This is a genomic window from Umezawaea sp. NPDC059074 (genome assembly GCF_042738955.1).
Lineage (GTDB): Bacteria > Actinomycetota > Actinomycetes > Mycobacteriales > Pseudonocardiaceae > Umezawaea.
In genome coordinates this window covers 1-24,335 of sequence record NZ_JBHYHC010000075.1, presented here as the reverse complement: position 1 = coordinate 24,335, position 24,335 = coordinate 1, and the positions used below count along the sequence as shown (strand labels likewise).

At 71.5% G+C, this 24,335-nt stretch carries 23 protein-coding genes; 11 read left to right on the top strand and 12 right to left on the bottom strand.

What is annotated here, in order from left to right:
* Window positions 1-288 precede the first annotated feature (288 nt).
* Entirely contained in the window at window positions 289-1,917 is a 1,629-nt protein-coding gene (locus tag ACFWW9_RS29000; RefSeq protein ID WP_390384395.1) for a glycosyl hydrolase family 18 protein, read from the top strand.
* Window positions 1,918-2,028: 111 nt separating this feature from the next.
* Here ACFWW9_RS29000 and ACFWW9_RS28995 read toward each other — a convergent pair whose 3' ends face one another.
* Entirely contained in the window at window positions 2,029-3,435 is a 1,407-nt protein-coding gene (locus ACFWW9_RS28995; RefSeq protein ID WP_390384393.1) for a glycosyl hydrolase family 18 protein, read from the bottom strand.
* A gap of 674 nt (window positions 3,436-4,109) precedes the next feature.
* Here ACFWW9_RS28995 and ACFWW9_RS28990 point away from each other — a divergent pair.
* Window positions 4,110-4,733: a hypothetical protein gene (locus ACFWW9_RS28990; RefSeq protein WP_390384431.1), complete on the top strand. Its 624-nt coding sequence runs from the start codon at window positions 4,110-4,112 to the stop codon at window positions 4,731-4,733.
* Window positions 4,734-5,157: 424 nt separating this feature from the next.
* Window positions 5,158-6,114 carry a glycoside hydrolase family 25 protein gene (locus ACFWW9_RS28985; RefSeq protein WP_390384391.1) on the top strand — a complete coding sequence of 319 codons (957 nt, stop codon included), beginning with the start codon at window positions 5,158-5,160 and terminating at the stop codon, window positions 6,112-6,114.
* Between the two features lie 54 nt (window positions 6,115-6,168).
* On the opposite strand, the gene ACFWW9_RS28980 is transcribed toward ACFWW9_RS28985, so the two are convergent.
* Together ACFWW9_RS28980 and ACFWW9_RS28975 are read right to left on the bottom strand one after the other, a co-directional pair.
* On the bottom strand, window positions 6,169-7,284 hold the full coding sequence (locus ACFWW9_RS28980; protein ID WP_390384389.1) for a trypsin-like serine protease: 1,116 nt from the start codon (window positions 7,282-7,284) through the stop codon (window positions 6,169-6,171).
* Between the two features lie 119 nt (window positions 7,285-7,403).
* The gene (locus tag ACFWW9_RS28975; RefSeq protein ID WP_390384387.1) at window positions 7,404-9,728 is read right to left on the bottom strand and encodes a response regulator; all 2,325 of its coding nucleotides are present in this window, start codon (window positions 9,726-9,728) and stop codon (window positions 7,404-7,406) included.
* Window positions 9,729-10,000: 272 nt separating this feature from the next.
* Here ACFWW9_RS28975 and ACFWW9_RS28970 point away from each other — a divergent pair, with 272 nt between their 5' ends.
* Window positions 10,001-10,393 (top strand): STAS domain-containing protein, encoded by a 393-nt coding sequence (locus ACFWW9_RS28970; RefSeq protein ID WP_390384384.1) that lies wholly within the window; start codon window positions 10,001-10,003, stop codon window positions 10,391-10,393.
* Between the two features lie 166 nt (window positions 10,394-10,559).
* Window positions 10,560-11,381 carry a GAF and ANTAR domain-containing protein gene (locus ACFWW9_RS28965; protein ID WP_390384381.1) on the top strand — a complete coding sequence of 274 codons (822 nt, stop codon included), beginning with the start codon at window positions 10,560-10,562 and terminating at the stop codon, window positions 11,379-11,381.
* A 6-nt stretch (window positions 11,382-11,387) separates the two neighbouring features.
* Here the strand turns inward: ACFWW9_RS28965 and ACFWW9_RS28960 are convergent, their stop codons facing one another.
* Both ACFWW9_RS28960 and ACFWW9_RS28955 read right to left on the bottom strand, forming a co-directional pair.
* Entirely contained in the window at window positions 11,388-11,879 is a 492-nt protein-coding gene (locus ACFWW9_RS28960; RefSeq protein WP_390384378.1) for a hypothetical protein, read from the bottom strand.
* Between the two features lie 46 nt (window positions 11,880-11,925).
* Entirely contained in the window at window positions 11,926-12,813 is an 888-nt protein-coding gene (locus ACFWW9_RS28955) for an NAD-dependent protein deacetylase (protein WP_390384376.1), read from the bottom strand.
* 32 nt (window positions 12,814-12,845) lie between these two features.
* On the opposite strand from ACFWW9_RS28955, the gene ACFWW9_RS28950 reads away from it, so the two are divergent.
* Window positions 12,846-13,364 (top strand): molybdenum cofactor biosysynthesis protein, encoded by a 519-nt coding sequence (locus tag ACFWW9_RS28950; protein ID WP_390384374.1) that lies wholly within the window; start codon window positions 12,846-12,848, stop codon window positions 13,362-13,364.
* 3 nt (window positions 13,365-13,367) lie between these two features.
* Here the strand turns inward: ACFWW9_RS28950 and ACFWW9_RS28945 are convergent, their stop codons facing one another.
* The 4 genes from ACFWW9_RS28945 to ACFWW9_RS28930 all read right to left on the bottom strand — a co-directional run bounded on the left by ACFWW9_RS28945 (window position 13,368) and on the right by ACFWW9_RS28930 (window position 16,131).
* A complete protein-coding gene (locus ACFWW9_RS28945) occupies window positions 13,368-13,694 on the bottom strand; it encodes a DUF6204 family protein (RefSeq protein ID WP_390384372.1) in 327 nt (108 codons plus the stop codon).
* 89 nt (window positions 13,695-13,783) lie between these two features.
* The gene (locus tag ACFWW9_RS28940) at window positions 13,784-14,293 is read right to left on the bottom strand and encodes a hypothetical protein (protein ID WP_390384370.1); all 510 of its coding nucleotides are present in this window, start codon (window positions 14,291-14,293) and stop codon (window positions 13,784-13,786) included.
* Window positions 14,294-14,389: 96 nt separating this feature from the next.
* Complete coding sequence (locus ACFWW9_RS28935) at window positions 14,390-15,109, bottom strand: hypothetical protein (protein WP_390384368.1); 720 nt, start codon at window positions 15,107-15,109, stop codon at window positions 14,390-14,392.
* Window positions 15,110-15,111: 2 nt separating this feature from the next.
* The gene (locus ACFWW9_RS28930) at window positions 15,112-16,131 is read right to left on the bottom strand and encodes an alcohol dehydrogenase catalytic domain-containing protein (RefSeq protein WP_390384366.1); all 1,020 of its coding nucleotides are present in this window, start codon (window positions 16,129-16,131) and stop codon (window positions 15,112-15,114) included.
* A gap of 134 nt (window positions 16,132-16,265) precedes the next feature.
* Here ACFWW9_RS28930 and ACFWW9_RS28925 point away from each other — a divergent pair, with 134 nt between their 5' ends.
* Window positions 16,266-16,907: a winged helix-turn-helix transcriptional regulator gene (locus tag ACFWW9_RS28925; protein ID WP_390384364.1), complete on the top strand. Its 642-nt coding sequence runs from the start codon at window positions 16,266-16,268 to the stop codon at window positions 16,905-16,907.
* Here ACFWW9_RS28925 and ACFWW9_RS28920 read toward each other — a convergent pair.
* A complete protein-coding gene (locus ACFWW9_RS28920) occupies window positions 16,891-17,793 on the bottom strand; it encodes a LysR family transcriptional regulator (RefSeq protein ID WP_390384362.1) in 903 nt (300 codons plus the stop codon). The genes ACFWW9_RS28925 and ACFWW9_RS28920 overlap by 17 nt on opposite strands.
* 71 nt (window positions 17,794-17,864) lie before the next feature.
* On the opposite strand from ACFWW9_RS28920, the gene ACFWW9_RS28915 reads away from it, so the two are divergent.
* Together ACFWW9_RS28915 and ACFWW9_RS28910 are read left to right on the top strand one after the other, a co-directional pair.
* Window positions 17,865-18,878 carry an aldo/keto reductase gene (locus ACFWW9_RS28915; RefSeq protein WP_390384359.1) on the top strand — a complete coding sequence of 338 codons (1,014 nt, stop codon included), beginning with the start codon at window positions 17,865-17,867 and terminating at the stop codon, window positions 18,876-18,878.
* A 206-nt stretch (window positions 18,879-19,084) separates the two neighbouring features.
* On the top strand, window positions 19,085-20,221 hold the full coding sequence (locus tag ACFWW9_RS28910) for a cellulose binding domain-containing protein (protein ID WP_390384357.1): 1,137 nt from the start codon (window positions 19,085-19,087) through the stop codon (window positions 20,219-20,221).
* Here the strand turns inward: ACFWW9_RS28910 and ACFWW9_RS28905 are convergent.
* Window positions 20,205-20,939 carry an SDR family oxidoreductase gene (locus tag ACFWW9_RS28905; protein ID WP_390384354.1) on the bottom strand — a complete coding sequence of 245 codons (735 nt, stop codon included), beginning with the start codon at window positions 20,937-20,939 and terminating at the stop codon, window positions 20,205-20,207. The genes ACFWW9_RS28910 and ACFWW9_RS28905 overlap by 17 nt on opposite strands.
* A 110-nt stretch (window positions 20,940-21,049) precedes the next feature.
* On the opposite strand from ACFWW9_RS28905, the gene ACFWW9_RS28900 reads away from it, so the two are divergent.
* A complete protein-coding gene (locus ACFWW9_RS28900) occupies window positions 21,050-22,822 on the top strand; it encodes a protein kinase (RefSeq protein ID WP_390384352.1) in 1,773 nt (590 codons plus the stop codon).
* Here the strand turns inward: ACFWW9_RS28900 and ACFWW9_RS28895 are convergent.
* On the bottom strand, window positions 22,806-23,381 hold the full coding sequence (locus ACFWW9_RS28895) for a TetR/AcrR family transcriptional regulator (RefSeq protein ID WP_390384349.1): 576 nt from the start codon (window positions 23,379-23,381) through the stop codon (window positions 22,806-22,808). The genes ACFWW9_RS28900 and ACFWW9_RS28895 overlap by 17 nt on opposite strands.
* 92 nt (window positions 23,382-23,473) lie before the next feature.
* Here ACFWW9_RS28895 and ACFWW9_RS28890 point away from each other — a divergent pair.
* A partial coding sequence (locus ACFWW9_RS28890; protein WP_390384347.1) for an SDR family NAD(P)-dependent oxidoreductase occupies window positions 23,474-24,335 on the top strand: 862 nt, incomplete at its 3' end.

Here is a 24,335-nt window from a genome sequence, read left to right as displayed (position 1 = left end):
GTCCCCCGCGTCGGCGGCGGGGCCGCAACTTCGCGTTTCCGGGGAATTAGGGGAACAATGGCGTCCCGAGTGACCCGGTGTTCGCATTTCTGAAACGGACGAACCGGACCGCATTCCCGATACGCCGAACGGCCTGGTAATTCGTCATTCTGAAACGATCGTGCGTTCCTAATTGCCGCTCGTCGTTGCGCCATTCGAGCGACAAAGCCGGTGAGCGCCTTGACCGGACAATGGTCTGGACCACACGGTGCACACCTGGGTCGCCGCCCGGTTCGCACTAGGAGATCGATGTCCAAGATCAGCTGGCAACTCCCAGCGTTGCTCGTCGCCGCGCTCACCATGATCCTCGGCCTGGCCGTCACCCCCGCGCAGGGCGCGGGAGGGCTGTCGGCGACCTTCACCAAGGGGTCCGACTGGGGCACCGGGTACGGCGCGAGCTACCGGATCGCCAACGGCAGCAGTGCCGCGATCACGTCGTGGACCGTCGAGTTCACCCTCCCCGCGGGCGCCAAGGTCGTCTCGCTGTGGGACGGCTCGTACACGACCGCGGGCCAGAAGGTGACCGTCAAGAGCACCTGGAACGGCGCCGTGGCGCGCGGCGCGTCGGTGGAGTTCGGGTTCAACGTCAACTACACCGGGGCGTTCGCCGCCCCGACGGGCTGCCTGCTCAACGGCGCCTCCTGCGAGAGCGGCGGCACCCCGCCGACGACCACCACGACCACGAGCACGACGACGACCACCACCACGACCACCACGACGACGCCCCCGGTCACCACGACCACGACGTCGACCCCGCCGCAGCCCGGCGGCAAGGTCAACCTGGCCTACTTCACCAACTGGGGCATCTACGACCACCCGTACTACGTCAAGAACATCGCCACCTCCGGCTCGGTGTCGAAGCTGACGCACATCAACTACGCGTTCGGCAACGTCACCGGTGGAAAGTGCGTCGTGGGCGACCCGGAGGCCGACTACAACATGGTGTTCGACGCGGCGTCCAGTGTGGACGGTGTGGCCGACACCGGCACCGGGCTGGCGGGCAACTTCAACCAGCTCCGCAAGCTCAAGCGCCTCAACCCGAACCTCAAGGTGATCTGGTCGTTCGGCGGTTGGACCTGGTCCGGCGGCTTCGGCCAGGCGGCGCAGAACCCGGCCGCGTTCGCGGACTCCTGCTACAAGCTCGTCGAGGACCCGCGCTGGGCCGACGTGTTCGACGGCATCGACATCGACTGGGAGTACCCCAACTCCTGCGGCCTGAGCTGCGACACCAGCGGCGCGGCGGCGTACAAGAACCTGATGGGCGCGCTGCGCACCCGCTTCGGCGCGAACAACCTCGTCACCTCCGCGATCACCGCGGACGGCACCGCGGGCGGCAAGATCGACGCCGCCGACTACGCGGGCGCCGCGCAGTACGTGAACTGGTACAACGTCATGACGTACGACTTCTTCGGCGACTGGTCCCCGCAGGGCCCGACGGCCCCGCACTCGCCGCTGACCTCCTACACCGGCATCCCGTCCGCCGGGTTCTACTCCGACGCGTCGATCCAGAAGCTCAAGAGCAAGGGCGTCCCGTCGGCGAAGCTGCTGCTGGGAATCGGTTTCTACGGCCGCGGCTGGACCGGCGTCACGCAGGCCACCCCCGGCGGCACCGCGACCGGCGCGGCTCCCGGCCGGGACGAGGCGGGCATGGAGAACTACAGCATCCTCAAGACCCGTTGCCCGGTGACGGGCACGGTCGCGGGCACGGCGTACGCCAAGTGCGGCACCGAGTGGTGGAGCTACGACACCCCGTCCACCATCGCGGGCAAGATGGCCTACGCGAAGACCCAGGGCCTCGGCGGCGCGTTCGCCTGGGAGCTCTCGGGTGACACGACCAACGGCGAGCTGCTCACGGCCATGAGGAACGGCCTCCAGTAGGCCTCGCTGTCCGGCTCCCACCAGGTCGATCCACAGTGGAGCTTGCGAGAACGCGGGAACGCCCGGCTGGAGGTCCAGCCGGGCGTTCCTGGTCGTGTTATCAGGTGATGATCAGGCGGGGAGGCGCCAGACCTGGTTCGCGCCGCCGAAGCAGTCCCAGATCTGGAGCCGGGCGCCGTCGGCGGAGGAGTTGCCGGTCACGTCCAGGCAGCGGCCCGACGCGGGGTTGCGCAGGGTGCCGTTGGACTGGGACTGCCAGGTCTGCGACCCGGTGCCGTTGCAGTCCCACAACTGGATCGGCGTGCCGTTCGCGGTGCCCGCGCTGGTGACGTCCAGGCACTTGCCCAGCGCGCGCAGGGTGCTGTCGGTGCCGACGGTCCAGCGCTGGGCCGCGCTGCCGTTGCAGGTGTAGAGCTGGATCGCCGTGCCGTTGGCGGTGCCCGCCGCGGCGATGTCGACGCACTTCGAGGCGATGCCGGTGATGGGACCGGTCCGCCCGCCCGCCGGGGGAGTGGTGGTCGTGGTGGGCGGGGTGCCGCCGGTGACCGTGTCGTAGATGGCGTTGACCAACGAGGTCGAGCCCGTCGTGTCCTGCGACAGCTCCCAGTTCATGATGCCGCCCGCGTTCGCCATGGCCCACTGGGTCTTGCGCTTGATCGTCGGGATGCCGTTGTAGCACTGCTGGACGCCGCTGATCGTGGTGCAGTCGCGGTTCGCGTTGGCCGCGTCGCGGGACACCAGGTCGGCGTAGGTCAGGTAGGTCGGCCTGCTGTAGAACGGCACGCCCAGCACCGCCTTGTTGGCGGGCAGGCCGCGGTTCTTCCAGAAGTTGACCGACGCGATCGACCAGTCGTAGTTGGCGTGCGGGCTGCCGCCGTCGTAGGCCATGATGTTCAGCCAGTCCACGGCGTTGAACACCGCGGGCTGCACGCCGTTCGCGGTGCCGCCCTCGGAGACCACGGCCGCGGTGAGGATCTTGCCCTGGCCGTGCAGCGTGCTGCTCAGCTGCTGCATCAACGCCGTGTAGTTGTTGCCCGACTGGCCCGGATCCGGATACTCCCAGTCGATGTCGACGCCGTCGAGGCCGTACTGGTTGATCACGCCCATGACCGCGTTGACGAACGTGGTGCGGCTGCCGGAGTTGCCCGCCAGCGCCTCGAACGCGGAGTCGTTGCCGTCGTTCCAGCCGCCGATGGCGAGCGAGACCTTGACGCCCGCGGCGTGGCCCTGGCTCACCAGCGAGGACAGCTTGCCGGGGTCGGGGATGCCCTGGAGCGTGCCGTTGGAGTTGGGCAGCGCGAACGAGTAGTTGATGTGCGTCAGCTTGTTGTACTGGATGGCGTTGACGTTGCCGGACCAGGACGGCATGTACCCGACGCTGCGGAAGCCGTTGGGCAGGACGGTCGCCTCGGCCGTGGTGGTGCCGATCGCGGCGACCGTGAGTCCGGCCGCGACGGTCGCGAGTGCGACTCCCGCGACGCTCAAGCGCCTGCGGAGTCGGCTCGGGGAGAGCTGCATGAACGGCTCGCTTTCAGGATAGGGAGCCCATGGCGACGCGGTGGGGTTCGCGAAGCGTGGTTTTCGGGTGCGGCGGGGTTCGCGTGTCGTCGCGGCAGGGTCGCTGCGCGGCACGCGGTCGTCGAACTGCGGGTCCGCGGTGGTGACGCGGATCCGGTCAGGGGTGGGAAGGGGTGGTGCCCTAGGCGAGGGGGATGGTCGTCGAGCCGTCGAACGCGAGTGCTCGTGTCCTCATCGACACATCCCTTCGCTGGGGCGGGCGGCTGCGGCCGAGGTTACTGCATGTCTTTATTCAAGTCACGATGTAAGCCGTAACTTGTCTAGACCTTCTTCGGGGGTGGTGTGGTCCGGTGTCGGCGGCAGCTCGATCGGTCCACGTCACGCGCCCTGACGTGGTTGAACCACCTCTGCCGCGAGTCCGTAGTCCCGGTCAGCGGTCGGGCCAACCAGAGGAGAAACCGTTGAGCGGACGAGCGAGGCATCGCAAGGGCGCGGCGATCGGCGCCGCCGCCGTCCTGGCCATCACGGGGATCGCGGTGGCGGCCTTCGCGTTCGGCACGACGAACAGCAACGCGGCCACCGAGGACTGCGGCGGGCTGGACACGGCGTTGCAGAACAACCTCACGTTCATCGCGGGCCAGCAGGCGAACCCGGACGCGCAGTCCGACGCGCGGATCGCCAACCGGCAGGCCGTGGTGGACCAGATCCAGCAGCGGCGGGCGGTCGCGGGCTGCGGCGGGCAGGTCGCCGCGCAGGACCCGAAGGCGGCGGTCGTGGGCTCCGGTGAGGACTGCGGCGGCCTGGACACCGCGCTGCGCAACAACCTGAACTTCATCGCCGGCCAACGGGCGAACCCGGACGCGCAGTCCGAGGGCAGGATCGCCAACCGGCAGGCCGTCGTGGACCTGATCCAGCAGCGCCGGGCCGCCGCGGGCTGCACCGGCGACGTGGCCGCGCCCCCCGCGCCGCCCGCCGCCACCGCCCCGCCCGCGGCGACGCAACCGGCCGCGACGCAACCGGCCGCCGAGCAGCCCGCGAACGGTGCTGTCGGCCAGGTCGTCTGCGCGGGCTCGACGGTGACGCTGTCCGGCGAGGGCGGCGCTCCGGCCGCGTCCAGCGGCGAGTTCCCGGTCGGCACCACGCTCAAGGTGACCAACCTCGACAACGGCAAGGCCACCACGGTCAAGGTCACGTCCGCGTCCGGGAGTTGCGCCCTGCTCAACAACGCCGCGTTCGAGCAGGTTCGCGAGCCCGGCAAGTTCCTGATCCGCCGCGCCCGGATCGAGCGCGTCGGCTGAGTCGTCGGTGATACCCGATCGCCCGTCGGTGGAGTGCCACCGACGGGCGATCGCCGTGCGCGATGTCCGTCCACAGTGGAATATTCGCGCCGGGGTGGCAACTCCGGCATCCGGGTGATCGGCTTCCGGCATCCGGGTGGCAGACCGATCGGTGCGGTTCGACCGGTCGCCGTTGGGGGTACCCCCGGTCCGTGCAGGGACTGAGCGGACTCGGGCGCGCCGCTTCGGCGTCGTTATGCCTTTGTTGTACTCTTGCCCACCTCCAAGTGTTCGAACTGTGTCCGGTGGTGGCGTGCCAGTCCCACCGGCTGCGAGGTCAGGAGTGACCGGAGTGCCACGGACCGCCCGAGCGGTGACCGCGGACCCGCCTGCGCCTCCGCACGACCCTTCTCCCCCCAACGCAGGTCGGATGACGAGGTGACCGATGCCTGTCGAGTATTTGATCGACATCTCCAGCTACAACGCGGTGAACGACTGGAACGCCGTGCGCGCCGACGGGATCGTCGGCGCGAGCATCAAGGTGAGCCAGCAGGTCAACTACCTGAACCCGCTGTGCGGCCAGCAGGCCGCGGGCGCGCGCGGGGCCGGGATCGCCCCCGGTGGCTACCACTTCGGTGACCCCAGGGTGTCCGCCACCGCGCAGGCCCAGTACTTCGTGGACAACGCCCGCCAGCACGGCTTCTTCAACGACGAGGCCCTGGCCCCCATGTACGACGCGGAGAACTGGGAGGGCGGCGGGCTGGTCTGGCCGTCGCCGCAGGTCCTCAACGACCACATCAGGGAGCACATCCGCGTGGTGCGCGCGGAGACCGGCGTCCAGCGCCACCTGGTCTACGGCTCGCTGTCGTGGTGGCAGAGCCGGTGGATCGACCCGGACGTCTGGGCGGACGAGAACGTGCTGCTGTGGATCGCCGTCTACAACGGGCGACCGGGCGACCTCCAGGGCTGGTCGCACCCGAACGACGCGCTCCACCAGTACACCTCGGCCGGAATCGTGCCCGGAATTCCGGGTCAGGTCGACAAGAACGTCACCCTTCGGGATCGCGGTATCGGTGATCTCGTCAACGGAATCGAGGACGACATGCAGCTGACGGACCGGATGAAGAACGCCTGGGGCGGCACTCCGACGATGGAGGAGGTGTTCCGGTACATCGACCTGCGCGCCACGGAGGCCGCCGAGGGCACCGCCGCGGCGAACTCCAAGCTGGACGCGCTGCTGGGTCGGAATCCGGGCACGCTCAACGACAACTCGTTGGCGAAGCAGCTGCTGGAGCACGGTCTCCAGGGCCAGTTGGGCACGCTGCCGGACGACCAGTTCGAGCTGCTGGCGAAGGCCGTCGCCGACGACAAGGAGCGCCGGGTCCGGTTGAAGTCCTCGTAGGACCGACCGCTGTGCCGGGGGTTCCACTCGTGTCGAGTGGAACCCCCGGTGCTGTCACGGCATGTAGACGCCGAAGTCGCGGTTCGCCGTGCGGAAGTCCTGGAACCCGATGCGGGACCCCGCCGTGCGGGTGACCGTGCCCTTCGCGATCACGCCGCCCGCGGACGACGGGCCGTACACCGGGCCGCCGCTGTCACCGGGCCGCGCGGCGGGCTGGCCGTTCATCTGCTCGCCCTCCACGAGGTCCTCGCGGTCGGCGTAGAAGAACAGCACCTTGATGTTGCACACGGCGTTGCCGGTCGCGCCCGCGCTCGTGACACCGGACTGGCAGAGGATCTCGTTGGTGTAGACGTCGCCCCAGCCGCGCACGGTCTCGACGGAGTTGCTGTCGCCGCCGCCCACGTACATCTGGCTCGTCACGTTGCCGGTGGGGATCAGCATGATGTCGTGGTCGGAGTGCTCGACGCTGACCGTGCCGATGTACTCGCCCGTCGGGTCGGTGACCCGCTGGCCGGGGTTGCCGCAGTGCGCGGCGGTGAGCAGGAACCGGTCGTTGTTGCCGTTGCGCACCGAGAAGCCCGAGGTGCACGCGGCGTTGCCGAGCACGATCGTCGCGCCGCCCTTCCACGGCGGGCCGTCGTTGCGCCGCGACACGGGCCGCAGCGGTTCCTCGTGGACCACCGTGACGGGCACGTCGACGTGGAGCGACGCCGTGAACGCCGTGGCGTCGCTCCACGGGTAGGCGCCCAGCACGAGCCCGCTGCCGTTGGCCGGGATCTTCACCGCGTGCACCGGCGAGCCGAGGCCGCGGCTCGCGTCCACGGTCTTGGCGGCGTCGCGCAGTTCGGCGTTGCTGTACCTGGCCGGGGACACGGTGACCGGCGCGACCTCGGACGCGCGCTTCACCGCGGCCGTCACGGAGTCGGGCACCTCGCCCTTCCACCAGAGTTCGACGTGCGAGTCCTCCAGCACCAGGCCCGCGAACCCGGCCGTGGTCTCCGCTTCCGCCTTGACGATGTCGGCGGCGGCGATCAGGGGTTGTTGGGCGAGCATCTGCGCCCGCACGGGATCAGGGGCGGGCGCTGGTTGCGCCGTGGCCGGGGAACTGACGAGCCCGGCGGACAACACCGCTGTCGCGATGACCGCCCACCGCGTTTTCGTTACCTTCACGTCGATTCTCCTCGGATTCGTCCTCCTCGACGTGGCGGCGGAACATCCGACACTATGGTCCAGACCTGTTACGTGTCATCGACACAACCGGACAGAAAACGACACGGTCGGACAAATCGCTAGGGCAGCCCGGCGGTGAACCGCTCGACCAGGTCCACCGCGAGGTCGCGCACCTTCACGTTGGTGTTCTTCGACGTCGCCGCCAGCCGCTCGAACGCGGCGGTGGCGTCGCAGCCGTGCAGCGCCATCGTGATGCCGACGGCCCGGCTGATCGTGTCGCGGGTGTCCAACGCCTTGCGCAGGGTGCTGACCTGGTGTTCTCCGGCGACGATCAGCGCTTCGCGCACCTGCGCCAGCTCCAGGTGGACGCGGACGCGCGCGATCAGCTCGACCGGGTCGAACGGCTTCACCACGTAGTCGTCCGCGCCGTGCCGCAGGCCTTCCACGGTCGACTCCGAGCCCGCGCGGGCGGTGAGCAGCACGACCGGCACGCGCGCGAGGTCCGGGTCCGCGCGCAGGTCCCGCAGCAGCGCCAGTCCGTCGCGGCCGGGCAGCATCACGTCGCTCAGCACCAGGTGCGGCCGCTTGTCGCGGGCCTGGCGCAGCGCCGCCTCCGCGTCGCCGACGGCCTCGACCGACCAGTGCTGCCCGACCAGCAGCCGGACCAGGTAGTCGCGCAGGTCGGCGTTGTCCTCCACCAGCAGGACGCGGCTGCCCACGTCGTCCGAGCCGGTCGCCGACGGCGGCGGCTCCCACTGCCGGGCGTCGCCGACGAAGGCCCCGCCCAGCTCGGCGACGGCGACGCGCACCGGCGCCGCGTCCGGTCCCGCGGGACGGCGGGGCACCGTGACGGTGAACGTGCTGCCGACCCCCGGCTCGCTCGCCAGCGAGGTGGTCCCGCCGAGCGCGACGGCGAGGTCCGCCACCAGCGACAGCCCGATCCCCGTGCCCTCCCGGTTCCGGCCGGTGATCCCCTCGACCTGGTGGAACCGCTCGAAGATCCGCTCCTGCTCGGCGGCGGGGACACCGACGCCGGTGTCGCTCACGCTGAGCACGAGGTCCGAGCCCGACTCGCGCAGCGCCACGGCGACCGACCCGCTCGACGTGAACTTCAGCGCGTTGGACAGCAGGTTGAGCACGATCCGCGCCCACATCTCCTGGTCGACGACGGCCACGCCGGTCGGGTCGACGTCCACCACGAGCTCCAGCCCCGCCCGGTCGGCCGCCGAGCGGAACATGCTGGCGCACTCGACGGTCAGCGCCGCCACGTCGGTCGGCTCCTGCCGGGCGTGCAGCTGGTCGGCCTCGGCCCTCGCCACGTCCAGCAGCGCGTCCACCAGCAGCCGTAACCGCTGCGCCGCCCGGTGGGCCGCCGCCATCGCCTCGCGCTGCCCGGCGGGCAGGCTGTCGCCGTGCTCGTCCAGCAGGCTCCGCAACGGGGCCAGCAGCAGCGTCAACGGCGTGCGGAACTCGTGGCTCACGTTCTGGAAGAACCGGATCTTGGCCGCGTTCAGGTCGACCAGCGCCTGCGAGCGGTCGCGTTCCGCCTCGTAGGCCACGGCGTCGCCCAGCACCGTGGCCACCCGCGCGGCGACCAGCTCGACGAACGTGGCGTAGGCGTGGTCGAACACCCGGCTCGGGCTCAACCCGAGCACCACGACGCCGAGCGTCCGTCCGGCGCCGATCAGCGGGAACACCACCGCCCGGCCCGCCCGTTCGGGCCGCTGGGTCTCGGCGACCCGCCGCACCACCGCGCGGTCCGGCACGTCCGGCTCGCCGCAGGAGGCCACCGGACCCGGCCCGTCCAGGTGGACCTCCACGAACGGGAGGTCTCGAGGGCTGCCCGCCAGCACGTCGACGGCCGCCCGGCAGGCGTGCGCCGAGTCGGCCCTGGTCACCGACAGCGTGCCGAGCTGCCGCAGCGTCTCCAGCCGCCGCTCGCCCAGCACGCGGGCGGTGACGTCCGCGGTCGCCACGAAGATCCCGACGACCGCGCCGCGCTCGTCGTGCACCGGGCTGTAGGAGTAAGTCCAGTACGTCTCCTCGCGGTAGCCGTGCCGGTGCAGGAACAGCAGGTGGTTCTCGGAGTAGGTCGCCTCGCGCCCGGCCATCACGGCGTCGACCAGCGGCCCCAGCTCGTCCCACACCTCGGCCCAGCACTCCGCGCCCGGCTGGCCGACCGCCTCGGGGTACTTGTCGCCGAGCACCTGCGTGTACGCCTCGTTGAAGAGCTGGACCTGCGTCGGCCCCCACCACAGCAGCATCGGGACGCGCGAGGGCAGGAGGGTCCGGATCGCGGAGCGCAGCTCCACCGACCAGGACTCGACCGGCCCCAGCGGGGTGGCCGACCAGTCGTGGGCCCGGTGCCGGGCGAGCGTGTCACCGGGTCCGGCGAAGAGCGTCTCCGCCGACCAGGCCGGGTGGTCCGTCTGCTGGTGCGCCACGTTTCCGACGACTCCTGACGGCGACACGCACCCACGCGGGGGAGCGCATCGCGGTGGGCGATTGCGGTCCGACGCGGCTGGTGTCTCAACCGGCGGCGGACATCGTAACGCCACGTCCGGGGGAATCCGACAGGGTGGGGAACCGCTCACGGGTTGCCCTGTTCGGCGGAGCCTGTATCGTTAACGCCGCGAACTTGTGTTCGTCGGAGATTGGTTCGGGTTCAACAGCTAGCTCGGCTGGTCTTTCTCTACGTCGTGGAGAGGACTCACCCATGCCCCAGCAAGCGTCACCGCCGACCAGCGCCCCCGTCTCGTCCGTCGAAGCCACCGTCCTCGCCCTGACCGGGGAGATCGACGCCGCCTCGGCCGGGGCCACCCGGCTCCGCACGCTGGCCGCGATCGACGACCGTCCCGCCGCGCTCGTGCTCGACCTGTCCGGAGTGGAGTTCTTCGGGTCGAACGGCATCGCCATCGTGCTGGAGACGGCGCAGCGGGCCGAGATCCGGCGGATCCCGTTCGTCGTGGTGGCCGGTCAGCACCGGGTGCTGCGGCCCCTCCAGGTGACCGGCGTGGCCGACCGGCTGACGATCCGGCCCACCGTGGCCGACGCCCGCGCGGCCCTGCGCGACCCCCGCATCCCGGCCGCCAGATCCGGCGGCGTCTGACACTTCCGGTGGTCTCGCCACCGGTTCGATCGTGGGCGTCACGCGTGCGTTGAGCAGCCAGCGCGCTGCGGAGCCCCGGTCGGTCGGGCTCGATGCGGTGGACTCGCGCCGTGTCGAGCCCGACCGGTCTCCCACGACCTCCATTTCCTTGGAAGGCAGCAGGACGATGGCTGACGAGCTCGACTGGGCCGGTGAGAAGGACCGCTTCGTGGCGGACGCCCGGCAGGTGGCCGAGTCGACCCCGGTGCCCAGCACCGACGTGTCACCGGCCGGCAGCCCGCTGGTGGAGCAGTTCACGGTGCTGACCCGGTCGCTGTTGGACGCGACCACGGTGGGGGAGGCGTTGGAGCGGGTCATCGTGGCCTGCACCAAGGCGATCCCGGCCGTGTCCGTGGCGAGCGTGACCATGCGCGCCCCGGACGGGACGTTCTCCACACCCGCCGAGACCCACGAGGTGGCCTACGAGCTGGACCAGGTCCAGTACGCGACCGGCGAGGGGCCGTGCGTGGACGCCGCCCGGCTGCCGGGGCCCGCGATGGCGTACAGCGACGACCTCGCCCACGACCCGAACTGGCCGGTGTTCGGGCCCGCCGCGGCGTCGCGCGGGATGGGGTCGCTGCTGTCCACCGCGCTGCTGCCCGACGCCCGCCCGCCCCGGCTGACCGGGGCGTTGAACCTGTACTCCCGCACGGTCCGCGGGTTCACGCTGGAGGACCGGGCCACGGCGCTGCTGCTGGCGACGCACGCGTCGCTGGCGCTGGCCGCCACGCAGGCGTACACGACCGCGGAGCTGAACGCCGAGCAGCTGCGCCGCGCCATCGACACCCGCGACGTGATCGGTCAGGCCAAGGGGATCCTGATGCACCGCAGGGGGATCACCGCGGACGAGGCGTTCGACGTGCTGCGGCGGACGTCGCAGCGGTTGAACGTGAAGCTGGCGGACCTGGCCGTGACGCTGGCCGAACGCCACGGGGACATCGAGCTCTAGGGGCGCTCACACCGTGCCGGTGAAGCGGTCCTCCAGCCACGCGTCGAGCGCCCGATCGTCCCTTGTGGACTTGAGGTAGCGGATCCACGCCCGCTGCTCGTGCAGGACCGCGCCCATCTCCCACACGCAGACGACCGGCCGGTGCGGGCCGAACTCGACGCGGGTGATCGGGGCGTCGTGACCGTCCTTGGCGTAGAGGGTCTGCCACATCTCGTTGTTGTTGCGCCAGGTGCAGACGATGAGGAAGTAGAAGCTGTCGCCGCAGAGGTGCTGGATCACGTAGCCGAGGTCCCCGGTGATGGCCAGGTCCCCGGCGGCGACCTCGTGGCGCAGGAACTCCCGGCCCTCCTCGCGCACCTTCTCGGTGATGGCGGCGGTCGCCTCCCGCACCTCGTACCACTTCAGGCGTCCCGGCGAGAGTTCCACGTCGGACTCGGGGAGCGCGACGACCTCCTTGTCGTAGTGGAGGTAGTCGGGGTGCACGCTGGTGTTGGTCACAGTCCTGATCCTAGAAGGGTTTCGAGGCCCAGGACCGCGGAACGGATCAACGGGTGGCGGCTCCCAGCCGGGTGGTCAGGTCCGTCAGCGCCGGGCCCAGCGGCAGGTCCACGCGGACGGTGGCGCAGCTGTCGCCGCGCGTCTCGCCGCGGTTGACGATCAGGACCCGCTTGCCGGTCTTGGCGGCGTGCCGCACGAACCGCAGGCCGGACATGACGGTGAGCGAGGACCCCAGCACCAGCAGCGCGTCCGCCGCGTCCACGAGCCGGTAGCACTCGTCGACGCGGGGGCGCGGGACGTTCTCGCCGAAGAACACGACGTCCGGCTTGAGGACGCCGGTCTCGCACGCGTCGCAGGCGACGAGGGTGAAGGTGCGGACGACGTCGTCGGCCAGCTCCACGTCGCCGTCCGGGTTGATCCGGGTCGCGGTGCCCTCGAAGGCGGGGTTGGCCGCGCGCAGCCTGCGGTCCAGGTCCTCGCGCGGGCTGGTCGCCCGGCAGTCCAGGCAGACGACCCGGTCCAGGCTGCCGTGCAGTTCCACGGCGTCCGGCGTGCCCGCGGCCTGGTGCAGGCCGTCGACGTTCTGGGTGATGACGCCGGACAGGAAGCCGTGGTCGCGCAGCGCGGTGACGGCCCGGTGGCCGTCGTTGGGCTCGGCGCGCGCGATGGTGCGCCACCCGAGGTGGCTGCGCGCCCAGTACCGCCTGCGGCCCTCGGGGCTGCCGACGAACTCCTCGTAGGTCATGGGGGTGTGGCGGCGGAGGCTGCCCTCCGCGCCGCGGTAGTCCGGGATGCCGGACTCGGTGGACAGGCCCGCTCCGCTGAGCACGACCACGCCGCGCCGGGCCACGACGTCGGCGACCTCGTCCAGGCTGGTCGTGCGGGGTAGGGGAGCGCCCGTCGCCGTCCAGCTGAGGGTGGGTCGGGTTCGCACGTCCTCGAGCTTACGTGTGTAGCGTCGGACGGGTGGAAGTCCAGGTCGTGGCGTTGTTGGTGTCGCCGGTGCACGCCTACGAGGGCCGTCCGCAGGACGGGCCGCGGGCCGACCCGCTGCTCGGGTCGTGCGACCGGGTGGAGGTGCGCGCGGGCCTCGGGCTGGTCGGCGACCGGTACTGCGGCAAGCCCGCGCACCGGAAGGCGTCCGTCACCGTGTTCGCCGCGGAGTCGCTGGACGCGATCACCGAGGAACTCGGCCTCGACGCGGTGCCCGACCCGGTGCTGCCGAGGCGCAACGTCGTGCTGCGCGGCTTCCCGGTCGACGGGCTCGCCGCCGGGCGGACGCGGGAGGGCGCCGTGTTCAGCCTGGACAGCGGCGACGGCCCGGTCCGGTTCCAGGCCTACCGGCCCGCGAGCCCGTGCGGCTGGATGGACCGGGTGCTGGCGCCCGGCGCGCACCGGGCGTTGCGCGGGCGCGGCGGGGTGCGGTGCGCGCCCTTGGACGACGGCGTCCTGCGGGTCGGCCCCGTGGTGGTCGAAGTCCTCTGACCGCTACTTGCGGCGGATCTTGACCAGGTCCATGTCCGTGGCCGATGCCTTGAGGTCCCGGAAGTCGACGCCCAGCTCGTCCACCGCGCGCGCCGCGGCGGCCAGGCCCCGGTCGCACACCGCCCGGTCGTTGTCCTCCACCGTCGCCCGCAGCTGCACGCGGAAGCTGAAGAAGTCCAGCGTCTTGTCGTAGGACAGCGCGCCCTCCTCGGAGAACCCGCCGGTCAGCAGCGCGTGCCGGTCCACCTCCGCGAGCAGCCGCGCTCGCCCGGCCTCGTCGAGGTCGGTGAACCGACCCCGCACCATGACCCGGTAGGTGTGCTCCGCCATGTCCGCTCCTCGTTCGCCGGTCGACCGGGGAATCCTCTCCCGCCGCCGCGGTCCGCGCCAACGAATTCCCGGCGGTCCGGTGTGGACGGTCAGCCCGTCTCGGAGATGCGCACGGCGGTCGACGTGTCGCCGGAGGTGGAGGCCACCACGGTGATCGTGTCGCCGGTGGCGATGTCCGCCGCCGTCCCGGCCGCCGCGGCACCGGGCGCGCCACCCGCGGCCGCGAACACCGTGGCGGCGTCGATCACGTAGGTCTTCGTGTACCCGTCCGTGCTCTCGGCGGTCACCGACGTGCTGGTGATCGCGGTGACCGTCCCGGTCTGCAACTCCCCGTGCGCCACGCCCGCGAGAGCGTCGCCACCGCCACCGGGCCCCATGCCCGCGGGCGCCTGCCCGATGGCGGACGACGACCCCGAGGAGTTGCTGGTGGCCCACACGACGGCCCCACCGCCGCCCGCGATGACCAGCGCGACGGCGGCCGCGATGATCCCCTTGCGGACCCGCGACGGCGGGGCCGGAGTCGGAACCTGCTGGACGGGCGCCTGCTCGGTCGTGGTCATCGCGCACTCCTCGTGGTCGGCTGTGAGGACCACCTTCACGTCCCCGACTGTGCCCGCCCTGTGCGTTCGACGAGAGCCGCCTGTGCGCCGGGCACCAGTCGGCGGCGACCTGGAGCACACCGGCATCGCGGCGGGTCAGCGCAGTGCCACGTCGTCGAGGTCGACCGTGATGGACACCCAGGACAGGTCCGGTGTCCCGTCGGGGTGGCGCAGGTGGATGTGGCGCTTGGTCGGCACCACGACACCGTCGACGGTGCGCTCGTCGCGGACGTAGTGGGCCACCGGGACGTCCCCGACCACCGCCGTGTCGTAGTCCATCCTGCGCAGCAGCCCCGTTTCCTCGAAGTAGTACCGCTGGGTCCGGCTGTGGGTGTCGATCGTGTCGGGGAAGGTGACGCTGAGGACGCGCCACGTCCGGTCGCCCTCGGTCCACGGGGCGACCTCGTGCGCCTCCACCCCGTCCCACGTGAACAGGTGCGGCTCCACCAGGTAGTGCCAGGTGGCGTAGCTGCGGAAGTACGCCGCCTGCGCGACCGTCCACGTGGTGTCGAGCGTCCTCGGGAACGTGGACCTGGGGTGGCGCAGCTCCTCCAGGACCGTGCCGTCCGCGGCGGTGACGGTCACCAGGTCCGCCGCCTTGTCGTGGACGACCGTGCGGCCGGTCGACTCCTGGACCTGGTGGAACCGCTGCCGCTTCAGGTCGGCCTCCACCCGGTCGACGCCGACGAAGTCCGGTCGGCCCATGGCCGCCCAGAACGGGCCGCCGTAGGTGATCCGGGCGGTCAGGGTCGTGAGCGATCGCCAGTGGTCGAGGCCGCCGTGCGCGTCCAGCACGAACTCCAGCAGGGCGTCCACGGTCAGCGGGCCGTGTCGAGGACGACGCGGAAGCGGGCGGCGCCGGACATCATGCGCTCGAACGCCTTGGGGGCCTCGGACAGGGGGAGCACCTCGTTCAGCGGGCGGATTCCCCGTGCCCGGCTGAAGGTCAGGCTGTCCTCGTTCTCGATCGAGCTGCCGGTGAGGCTGCCGCCGATGCTGCGCGTGCCGAAGATCAGGTCCGACGTCGAGACCGCGATCGGGTCCTGGCTCGCGCCGACGACGACCAGGTGGCCGCGAGGGGCGAGGCCGGGCACCAGTGCGGACATGATGTCGCCCGCCGCCGCCGTGGCCACGATCGTCGTGGCTCCGCCGAGGTCCCGCAGCGCGGCGGCGGGGTCCTGGACGTTCGTGTCGATGTAGTGGTGCGCGCCCAATTGCGCCGCGAGTTCGGCCTTGTCGGTGCCGCGCGAGATCGCCGCGACCCGGTAGCCGAGCTGGGCCGCGTACTGCACGCCGAGGTGGCCGAGACCGCCGATGCCCTGCACCGCGACGAGCGAGCCGGGACGGCTCCCGCCCTGCTGGAGGGCCTTGAACACGGTCAGGCCCGCGCACAGCAGCGGCGCCGCGTCGAAGGGGTCGAGGCCGTCGGGCAGCCGGACGAGGCCGCTGGCCCGCGCGTAGGCGACCTCGGCGTAGCCGCCGTCCACGACGGTGCCGGTGATCGGCTGGTCGGCGCAGTTCACGAAGTCGCCGCGACGGCACTGCTCGCACTCGCCGCAGTGGCCGTTGAGGAACCCGACGCCCACCCGGTCGCCGACCCGCCACGCGGTCACGCCCGCGCCGACGGCGTCGACGACACCGGCGATCTCGTGACCGGGGACGACGGGGGTGTTCGCGTCCGGCCGGAACAGCCCGTGCACGGCGAGGAGGTCGCTGTGGCACACGCCGCAGGCCTCGACGCGCAGGCGCACCTGGCCGGGCAGGGGGTCGGTCAGCTCTCGGTCGACCAGGGCGAAGTTCCGCTGGCCGGACACCTGGAACGCGCGGTAGGTGGACATGCTCTTGCTCCTCTAACGGGGTCAATGCGACCGGTCGTCTTACCTGCTCCTCGAACGGTAGAAGGCATGGTTTAAAAAAGCAAGTGCGCACATCTTTAAGTGAAGTTGCCGGTGGACTCTTGTACCCTGGGCGCATGAAGAGGTATGGCCAGCAGTGCTCGATCGCCAGGGCGCTGGACGTGGTGGGCGAGCGGTGGAGCCTGCTCGTCGTGCGCGAGCTGACCCTGGGACCGCGTCGGCACCGCGACCTGGCCGCGGGCCTGCCCGGCATCCCCAGCAACCTGCTCGCCGCCCGGCTCAAGGAGTTGCAGGCCGCCGGGGTGATCGTCCGGCGGACGCTGCCGCCGCCCGCGTCCGTTCCCGTGTACGAGCTGACCGAGTCGGGCCGCGCGCTGGGCGGGGTGCTGGGCGAGCTGCGGACGTGGGGGCTGGCCCACGGGCCGGAGAGCGCGGAGGGCGACACCCTCCAGACGGCGTGGGTGATGGCGGCGGCCGTCGACCGCGTCACCACGTTGCCCGAAGGCCTGTCGGGTGAGCTGCGGGTGGACGAGGAGTTCTACTCGTTCGCCGCGCACGACGGGGTGCTGGGGGTCCGCAGCGAACCGGCGCACGCGCCCGACGTGGTGTTCCGCCTGGAACCGGACGTGCTGTACGACCTGGCCACGGGCGACGTGACCGCGGCGGCGGCGCTGCGCCAGGCCACTGTGGACGGTGACGCCGCCGTGGCGCGGCACGTCGTGAAGTCCCTCGCGGGGATGCTCAGCCCGTCGCCGTGAGGTCGGTGGTGGCGGCCAGTTCGGTGACGACGTCGAGCAGCCTGCGCACGGCGGGATCGGTGTTGTCCGGGAGCCAGACCATCTCGGTGTCCGTGGTCTGGCCCGCCATCGGCACGAACACGACGCCGGAGCGGCGGAGGTCGCGCGAGGAGAGCGCGAGGTGGGTCACGCCGACGCCCGCCGCGACCAGCCCCAGCAGGCCTTGGACGCCGGCGGCCCGCTGCACGACGTTCGGGGTGAACCCCGCCGCCCGGAAGTTCTCCGCGTAGACGCGGTGCCACGGCTCCCACGAGTCCGGCGACGTGAGCACCCAGTTCTCGTCCGCGAGGTCCGCCAGCACCAGTTCGGTCCGGTCGGCCAGCGGGTGGCCCACGGGCAGCACCGCGCAGATCGGCTCGGTGACGACCGTCCTGGTGGCGAGTCCGTCGACCCGCGGCGTCCGGGCGAACCCCACGTCGAACCGGCCGGTCCGGATCCCGTCGACCAGCGGGGCGATGGTGATCTCCTCCGTGGTCAGCTCGACGTCCGGGAGGTGTTCACGGGCGGCTCGGACGACGGCGGGCAGCAGGTGGTTGGCCGCCGTGGTGAGGAAGGCCAGGCGGACGGTGCCGGACTCGCCGCGGATCGCCTTGGCGATCGCCGCGACGGCCTCGTCGGCGCGGGTCACGACGGCCTGGGCCTCGGGCACGAAGAGCGCGCCGACGCGGGTGAGGCGCGTGCCGCGGGTGTCGCGGTCGAAGAGGCGGGCGCCCAGCGCGCGTTCCACGGCGGCGATCTGCTGGGACAGCGACTGCTGCGCGATCCGCAGGCGCGCGGCGGCCCGCGTGAAGCTCAGCTCCTCGGCGACCACGAGGAAGTACCGGAGCTGCCGCAGTTCAGGCGTCACAGGTTCCGACTGTAACCCCGGCAGGGAACCGGTGTTGGACGGAGGTGTCGGGGGCCGCGCACAGTTGGATCATGCAACGCAGGATTCTTGGTGGCACGGGCATGTCGGTGAGCGGACTGGCGCTCGGGACGATGATGTTCGGCGCGATGGGCAACACCGACCACGACGAGTCGGTCCGGATGATCCACCGGGCGCTGGACGCAGGCGTGGACTTCGTGGACACGGCCGACGTGTACTCGAACGGGGAGTCGGAGGAGATCGTCGGCAAGGCCCTCAAGGGGCGGCGGGACTCGGTGGTCCTCGCGACGAAGTTCGGCCTGCCGATGGGGGACGACCCGAACCGGCGCGGCGGGTCGGCGCGGTGGGTGAAACGGGCGGTGGAGGACAGCCTGCGGCGGTTGGGCACGGAGTGGATCGACCTGTACCAGATGCACCGGCCGGACTACTCGACCGACGTGGCGGAGACGTTGGGGGCGTTGACGGACCTGGTGCGGGAGGGGAAGGTCCGGACGATCGGGTCGTCGACGTTCCCGCCCTCGGCGATCGTCGAGGCGCAGTGGGCGGCGTCGGTCGGTGGGTATCGGCGGTTCCTGGTGGAGCAGCCCCGGTATTCGATCCTGACCCGGACGGTGGAGGGCGGGGTTCTGCCGGTGGCGCGGCGGTACGGGATGGGTGTGGTGACCTACGGGCCGTTGAGCAGCGGGTGGTTGTCGGGGCGGGTTGAGCCTGGGCGGGGGCATCGGGCTGGTGGGGCTCCGCAGGTGTTCGACATGGGGGATCCGGCCAACCAGGTGCGGGCGAAGGTGGTGGGGGAGTTGACGGAGCTGGCCGGGGAGGCGGGGATGTCGTTGACGCACCTGGCTCTGGGGTTCGTGCTGGCGCATCCGGGGGTGGCGTCGGTCCTGATCGGACCTCGGACTCCGGAGCAGTTGGAGGAGTTGTTGGGGGCTGGGGACGTGGTGTTGGGGGGTGAGGTGTTGGACCGGATCGACGCGATCGTGGAGCCCGGCGGGGAGGTCAATCCGGCGGACAACTACTTCGCCGCGGTGCCGGAGTTGGGGGATGCCCGGTTGCGGAGGAGGTGACGGGGGCTTCACCCGATCGGGATTGGTCTGCTCGGGTGCCTGAGTGGTCTTGGTCGGGTGATCGTCCTGAGGTGGGACGCGGGGCTGACCTGTGGATCTTCTGGGAACGGTCTCAGATGGGGTTTGGTTGAACCGCTCGACCGATCTCCCCGTACTCCCGGTGTGGGGCAATCGGGCACGATTCGGGTCTGCCGAGGAGCGCGGTGATGAGCAATCCCTTGGCGCAGTTGGCGTTTCGGGTTTCCCTCACGATCGCGGCCATCGGGTTGTGCGGCACCGTGCTGGCCGCGGCCGTGGGGTTGGTGTTGATGGCCGCGTTGCCGTCGGCCGCCGCTGGCACGCAGGTGTGCGGGAAGAACGAGGTCGTGCCCGCCGGTGGGGCCGACTACCTCGCCGGTACCAATGTCGTCGGCGGGGTGGAGACCGGGCAGTGCGTCACCGTCGGCGACCAGTCGTTGAAGGTCGACAGCGCCGAGCACGACCGGGCTCCCGGTGGGCCTCCGGCCGCTACCCCCTCGCTGCTGAAAGGCTGCCACCTCGGGGTGTGCTCGGAGAACAGCGGGTTGCCGGTGCAGGTTTCCCGGTTGCCCGAGCTGACCAGCGACCTGGTCACCACGCAGGCCGACGAGGGAGATTACGCGGCCGCGTACACGGTGTGGTTCCACAGCCGGCCCGCTGTGGACGGGCCGGTGGACGGGGCCGAGTTGGCGATCTGGTTGCACGGCAACGGGGAGGCGCGGCCCGCCGGGATGATGATGGCGGGCGCGCTGCCGATTTCCGGGGCCAGCTGGGACGTGTGGTTCGAGAAGGCCGACGGGCGGAACCGGATCACGTACGAGCGGGTCGGGGACGTGACGTCCGTTGCGGGCCTTGACGTCCGGGCGTTCGGGAAGGACGCGGTCAACCGCGGGTGGGTGAAGGCCGACTGGTACCTGATCGGCGTTGAGGCCGGGTTCGACCTGTGGCGCGGTGGCGCGGGGAACTCGGTCGACCGGTTCGACCTCGCCGTCGGCGAAGCGGCTCCGGACCAGGGGCCCGCCTCGTGCACGGCGAAGCTGTTCGTCGACGACACGTGGGCCGAGGGGTTCACCGCGACGATCGTGGTGACCAACACCGGCAAGCGCGCGGTCGAGGGGTGGGCCGTGGACTGGGCGTTCCCGGCGGGGCAGAAGGTGCAGAACACCTGGAACGCGGTCATCACGCAGAAGGGCAAGGCCGCGCACGCCGTGAACGTCGACTACAACGGGTTCATCCAGGCCGCCGGGACGGTCAGCTTCGGGTTCGTGGGGACCGGTCCCGCGCCCAAGGCGGTCGCCGTGACCTGCGTCAGCCCCGCCCGATGAGCGGCATCGCGGTGGCCATGACGGTCATGAACTGCACGTTCGCGTCCAGCGGCAGCCCGGCCATGTAGCGGACGGCGTCCGCCACGACCCGCACGTCCATGGTCGGCTCCGGCGCGGTGGTGAAGTCCGCCTGGAGGACGCCCTGGCTCATGCGCTCGGTCAACGGGGTGGTGGCGTTGCCGATGTCGATCTGGCCGCACGCGATGCGGTACCGCCTGCCCTCCAGCGAGAGCGACTTCGTGATGCCGGTGACGGCGTGCTTGGTGGCGTTGTAGGCGATGGCGTTCGGGCGGGGCGCGTACGCCGACACCGAGCCGTTGTTGATGATCCGACCGCCCTGCGGGTCCTGGTCGCGCATGGTCCGGAACGCCTCGCGGGCGCACAGGAACGTGCCGGTCAGGTTGGTGTCGACGACCTTCGCCCACTGGCCCGCGGTGAAGTCCTCGACCGGGGTCGCGCGCACGTTGGTGCCCGCGTTGTTGAACAGCACGTCGACCCGGCCCCACCGCTCGCGCACGGCCTCGAACAGGGCGACCACCGACTCCTCGACGGTCACGTCGGTCGGCACGACCAGCACGTCGTCGCCGGACGCCGTCTCGGCCAGCGCGTCGGGTTTGCGGCCCGCCAACGCCACCCGGTAGCCCGCCTCCAGCAGGGTCCGCGCCGCCGCCCGGCCCACGCCGGACCCCGCGCCCGTCACCACCGCGACACCCGCCATGATCCACGCCCCCTCGCTCGCCTTCCGCGATCATAGGGGCCCCTTCCTGCGGGAACCGGGTGGTTACCATCTGCGTCGATGGCTGTGTGGCGGACGGATCCGGGAGAACGATGACGGCGGAGACCTTCGGGCCCTATCGCATCGAGGCGCTGCTCGGACGCGGTGGCATGGGCGAGGTGCACCGCGCGTACGACACCGTCCACGACCGGGTCGTGGCGTTGAAGCGGCTGTCCGCGCAGTTCAACGACGACGCCGACTACCGGGCGCGGTTCCGGACCGAGTCGAGGATCGTGGCCAGGCTGCGCGAGCCGCACGTGATCCCGATCCACGCGTACGGCGAGATCGACGGCCACCTCTACCTGGACATGCGGCTGGTCGAGGGCCAGGACCTCACCGACCTGATCGACTCCCCGCTCGAGCCCCGGCGGGCCGTGCGGATCGTCGAGCAGGTCGCGAGCGCGCTGGACGCCGCCCACGCGGACGGGCTCGTGCACCGGGACGTGAAGCCGTCGAACATCCTGGTCGCCGCCGGGGACTTCGTGTACCTGGTCGACTTCGGCATCGCCCGCAGCTCGTCGCCCACGGCCACGCACCTCACCGCGTCCGGCGACGTCGTCGGCACCCTCGACTACATGGCGCCCGAGCGGTTCGGCAGCGGCCCGGTCGACGGCCGGGTGGACGTGTACGCGCTGGCCTGCGTGCTGTTCACCAGCGTCACCGGTCGCCGTCCGTTCGGCGGCGACACGACCGCCGCCCAGATCTGGGCCCACATGCAGGAGCCGCCGCCGCGCGCCTCGCACTTCGTCCCCGACGTGCCGCCCGCGCTGGACGAGGTGATCGTCAAGGGGATGGCGAAGGACCCTGAGCAGCGCTACCCGACGGCCGGGGCGTTCGCGTCCGCCGCCGCGCGGGCGGTCGACGAGGCCCCCGCCGTCCTGGCCGTGCCGCCCCGCACGCTCCCGATGCCGCCACCCACGCAGGTCCAGCCGACCCAACCCCGTACGGGGCCACCGTTCACGCCGCCACAGGGCCAGCCCCCGGTCCAGCCGCTCTCGCCTCGCACGGGGCCGCCGTTCACGCCGCCGCAAGGGCAGCCCGCCCCCACTCCGCCGCAGGGGCAGCCGCCGATCCGTCCCACCTCGCCGCCGGTCCACCCGCACGGCCCGACGCGGCGGGACAAGGCGGCGATCGTCGGGGCCATCGCCACGATCGCCGTGATCATCGCGGCCGTCGTGACCGTGCTGATCATCAAGGGTCAGGGGAACACGGAGGCGGGCGGGCAGACCACGACCACGCCGCCGCCCACGTCCACCTCGACCAAGCCCGTCACCACCTCGGTCGAGACGACGGCCACCACCACTACCACCACGTCGTCGTCGAAGCCCGCGCCGCCCAACCCGGCGGTGGCCGCGTTGCAGGGCGTGCTGCCGTCGGTCTACATCGGCAACCCCACGTGCAAGGAGCGCGAGAACGGCACCGGGGGAGAGTCGGCGACGGTCCGGTGCACGGTGGCGAACGTCGAGGACAGCCGGTTCGACCCGCCGAGCGAGGCCGTGTTCCGCCTCTTCCCCGACCGGGCCTCGCAGGACGCCTACTTCGCCAAGCTGGTGCAGGACAACAACATCCCGCGCAACGACAGCCAGGGCGGGTGCCGTCCGGTGACGATCCCGACGCACTACGCCGCGATCTACCGCACCGAGGCGGGGCCGCTGCCCGGCGAGTTCACCACGTGCTTCGTCAAGGACGGCACGGGGCAGCTGTGGTGGGTGGACTCGAAGACCCTGGTGATCGGCCAGCTGATCTCGACCAGCGCCACCAGCCCCGAACTGCTGGAGCAGCTCGACCTCTGGTGGAACGGCCAGATCCTCACGACGATGGGCTGACCAGCCCGGCCAGCAGCAGGTCCAGCAGCCGTCCGGCGAGGGCGCGCTGGTCGGCGCCGCCCGCGATGAGCGTCACGCCGCCCAGCGCCATCAGCACGTCGTCCGGGTCCACGTCCGCGCGGATCGCGCCTTCCGCCACGCCCGCCGCCAAGAGCGTGGCCAGGGCTTCGGTGAGCAGGTCGCGGGTGCGCATCCGCAGGTCGCCCTGGGTGACGAGGACGGCGTGCAGCGCCTCGGCCATGCCGTGCTTGGTGGCCATGTAGTCGACGAAGCCGTCCATCCACGCGCGGAGCGCGTCCCGTGCCGACGAGGTCTCCAGCGACTCGGCCGCCGCCTCGCACAGCCGGGCCGTCTCGTTGCGGTAGGTGGCCTCGATCAGCCGCTCCCTGGTCGGGAACCGCCGGTACAGCGTGCCGATGCCCACGCCCGCGTCCTTGGCGATGTCCTTGAGCGACGCCTCCGACCCGTCGCGGGCGAACGCGCGGGCGGACGCCTCCAGCAGCCGGTCCTCGTTCTGCCGCGCGTCGGCGCGCAGCGGACGGGTGTTCTCGGGTGGCACGGGTCTCCTCCGCTGGCTATCCGGAGTCGACTCCGCTTACTCTGGAGATTAACCGGAGTCGACTCCGGATAGTTTAGACGAGAGGGAGAGCCATGGAACTCCTCACCACCCCGTTCGACGCCCGGTCCACCGCCGCGGAGGTCGTTGCGGGCGTCGACCTGGACGGCCGCAGGGTCGTCGTCACCGGCGGGGCCTCGGGGATCGGCCTGGAGACCGCCCGCGCGCTCGCGGGGGCGGGCGCGGAGGTGACCCTCGCGGTCCGGGACGTCGTCGCCGGTCAGCGCGCCGCGGACGGTGTCACCGAGGGCAAGCCGGTGCTCGTGGCCCCGCTCGACCTGTCCGACCGGGCGTCCGTCGCGGCCTTCGTCGCGAGCTGGACGGGGCCGCTGCACGTGCTGGTCGCCAACGCGGGCGTGATGGCCCCGCCGGAGACGCGCACGCCGGAGGGCTGGGAGATCCAACTCGCCACCAACCACCTCGGCCACTTCGCGCTGGCCGTCGGCCTGCACGACGCCTTGGCCGCCGCTCGTGGCCGGGTCGTCGTGGTCAGCTCGGTCGGGCACGTCAACGGCGAGTTCCTGTTCGACGACCCGAACTTCGAGCGCCACCCGTACGACAAGTGGGCCGCCTACAGCCAGTCCAAGACCGCGAACGTCCTGTTCGCGGTCGAGGCGAACCGGCGGTGGGCCGCCGACGGCATCACGGTGAACGCCCTCAACCCCGGCCGCATCCACACCAACCTGCTGCGGCACATCGGCGACGTGGCCACCGCGGACGCGCCCAAGGCGTTCGAGGCGACCAGCGACGCGGTCGTGTGGAAAACCGTGGAGCAGGGCGCGGCCACGTCGGTGCTGCTCGCCGCCTCGCCGCTGCTGGACGGCGTCGGCGGGCGGTACTTCGAGGACTGCGCCGAGGCGGGCCCGGTGGAGCCGGGCGTTCGCCGGGGCGTCGCCG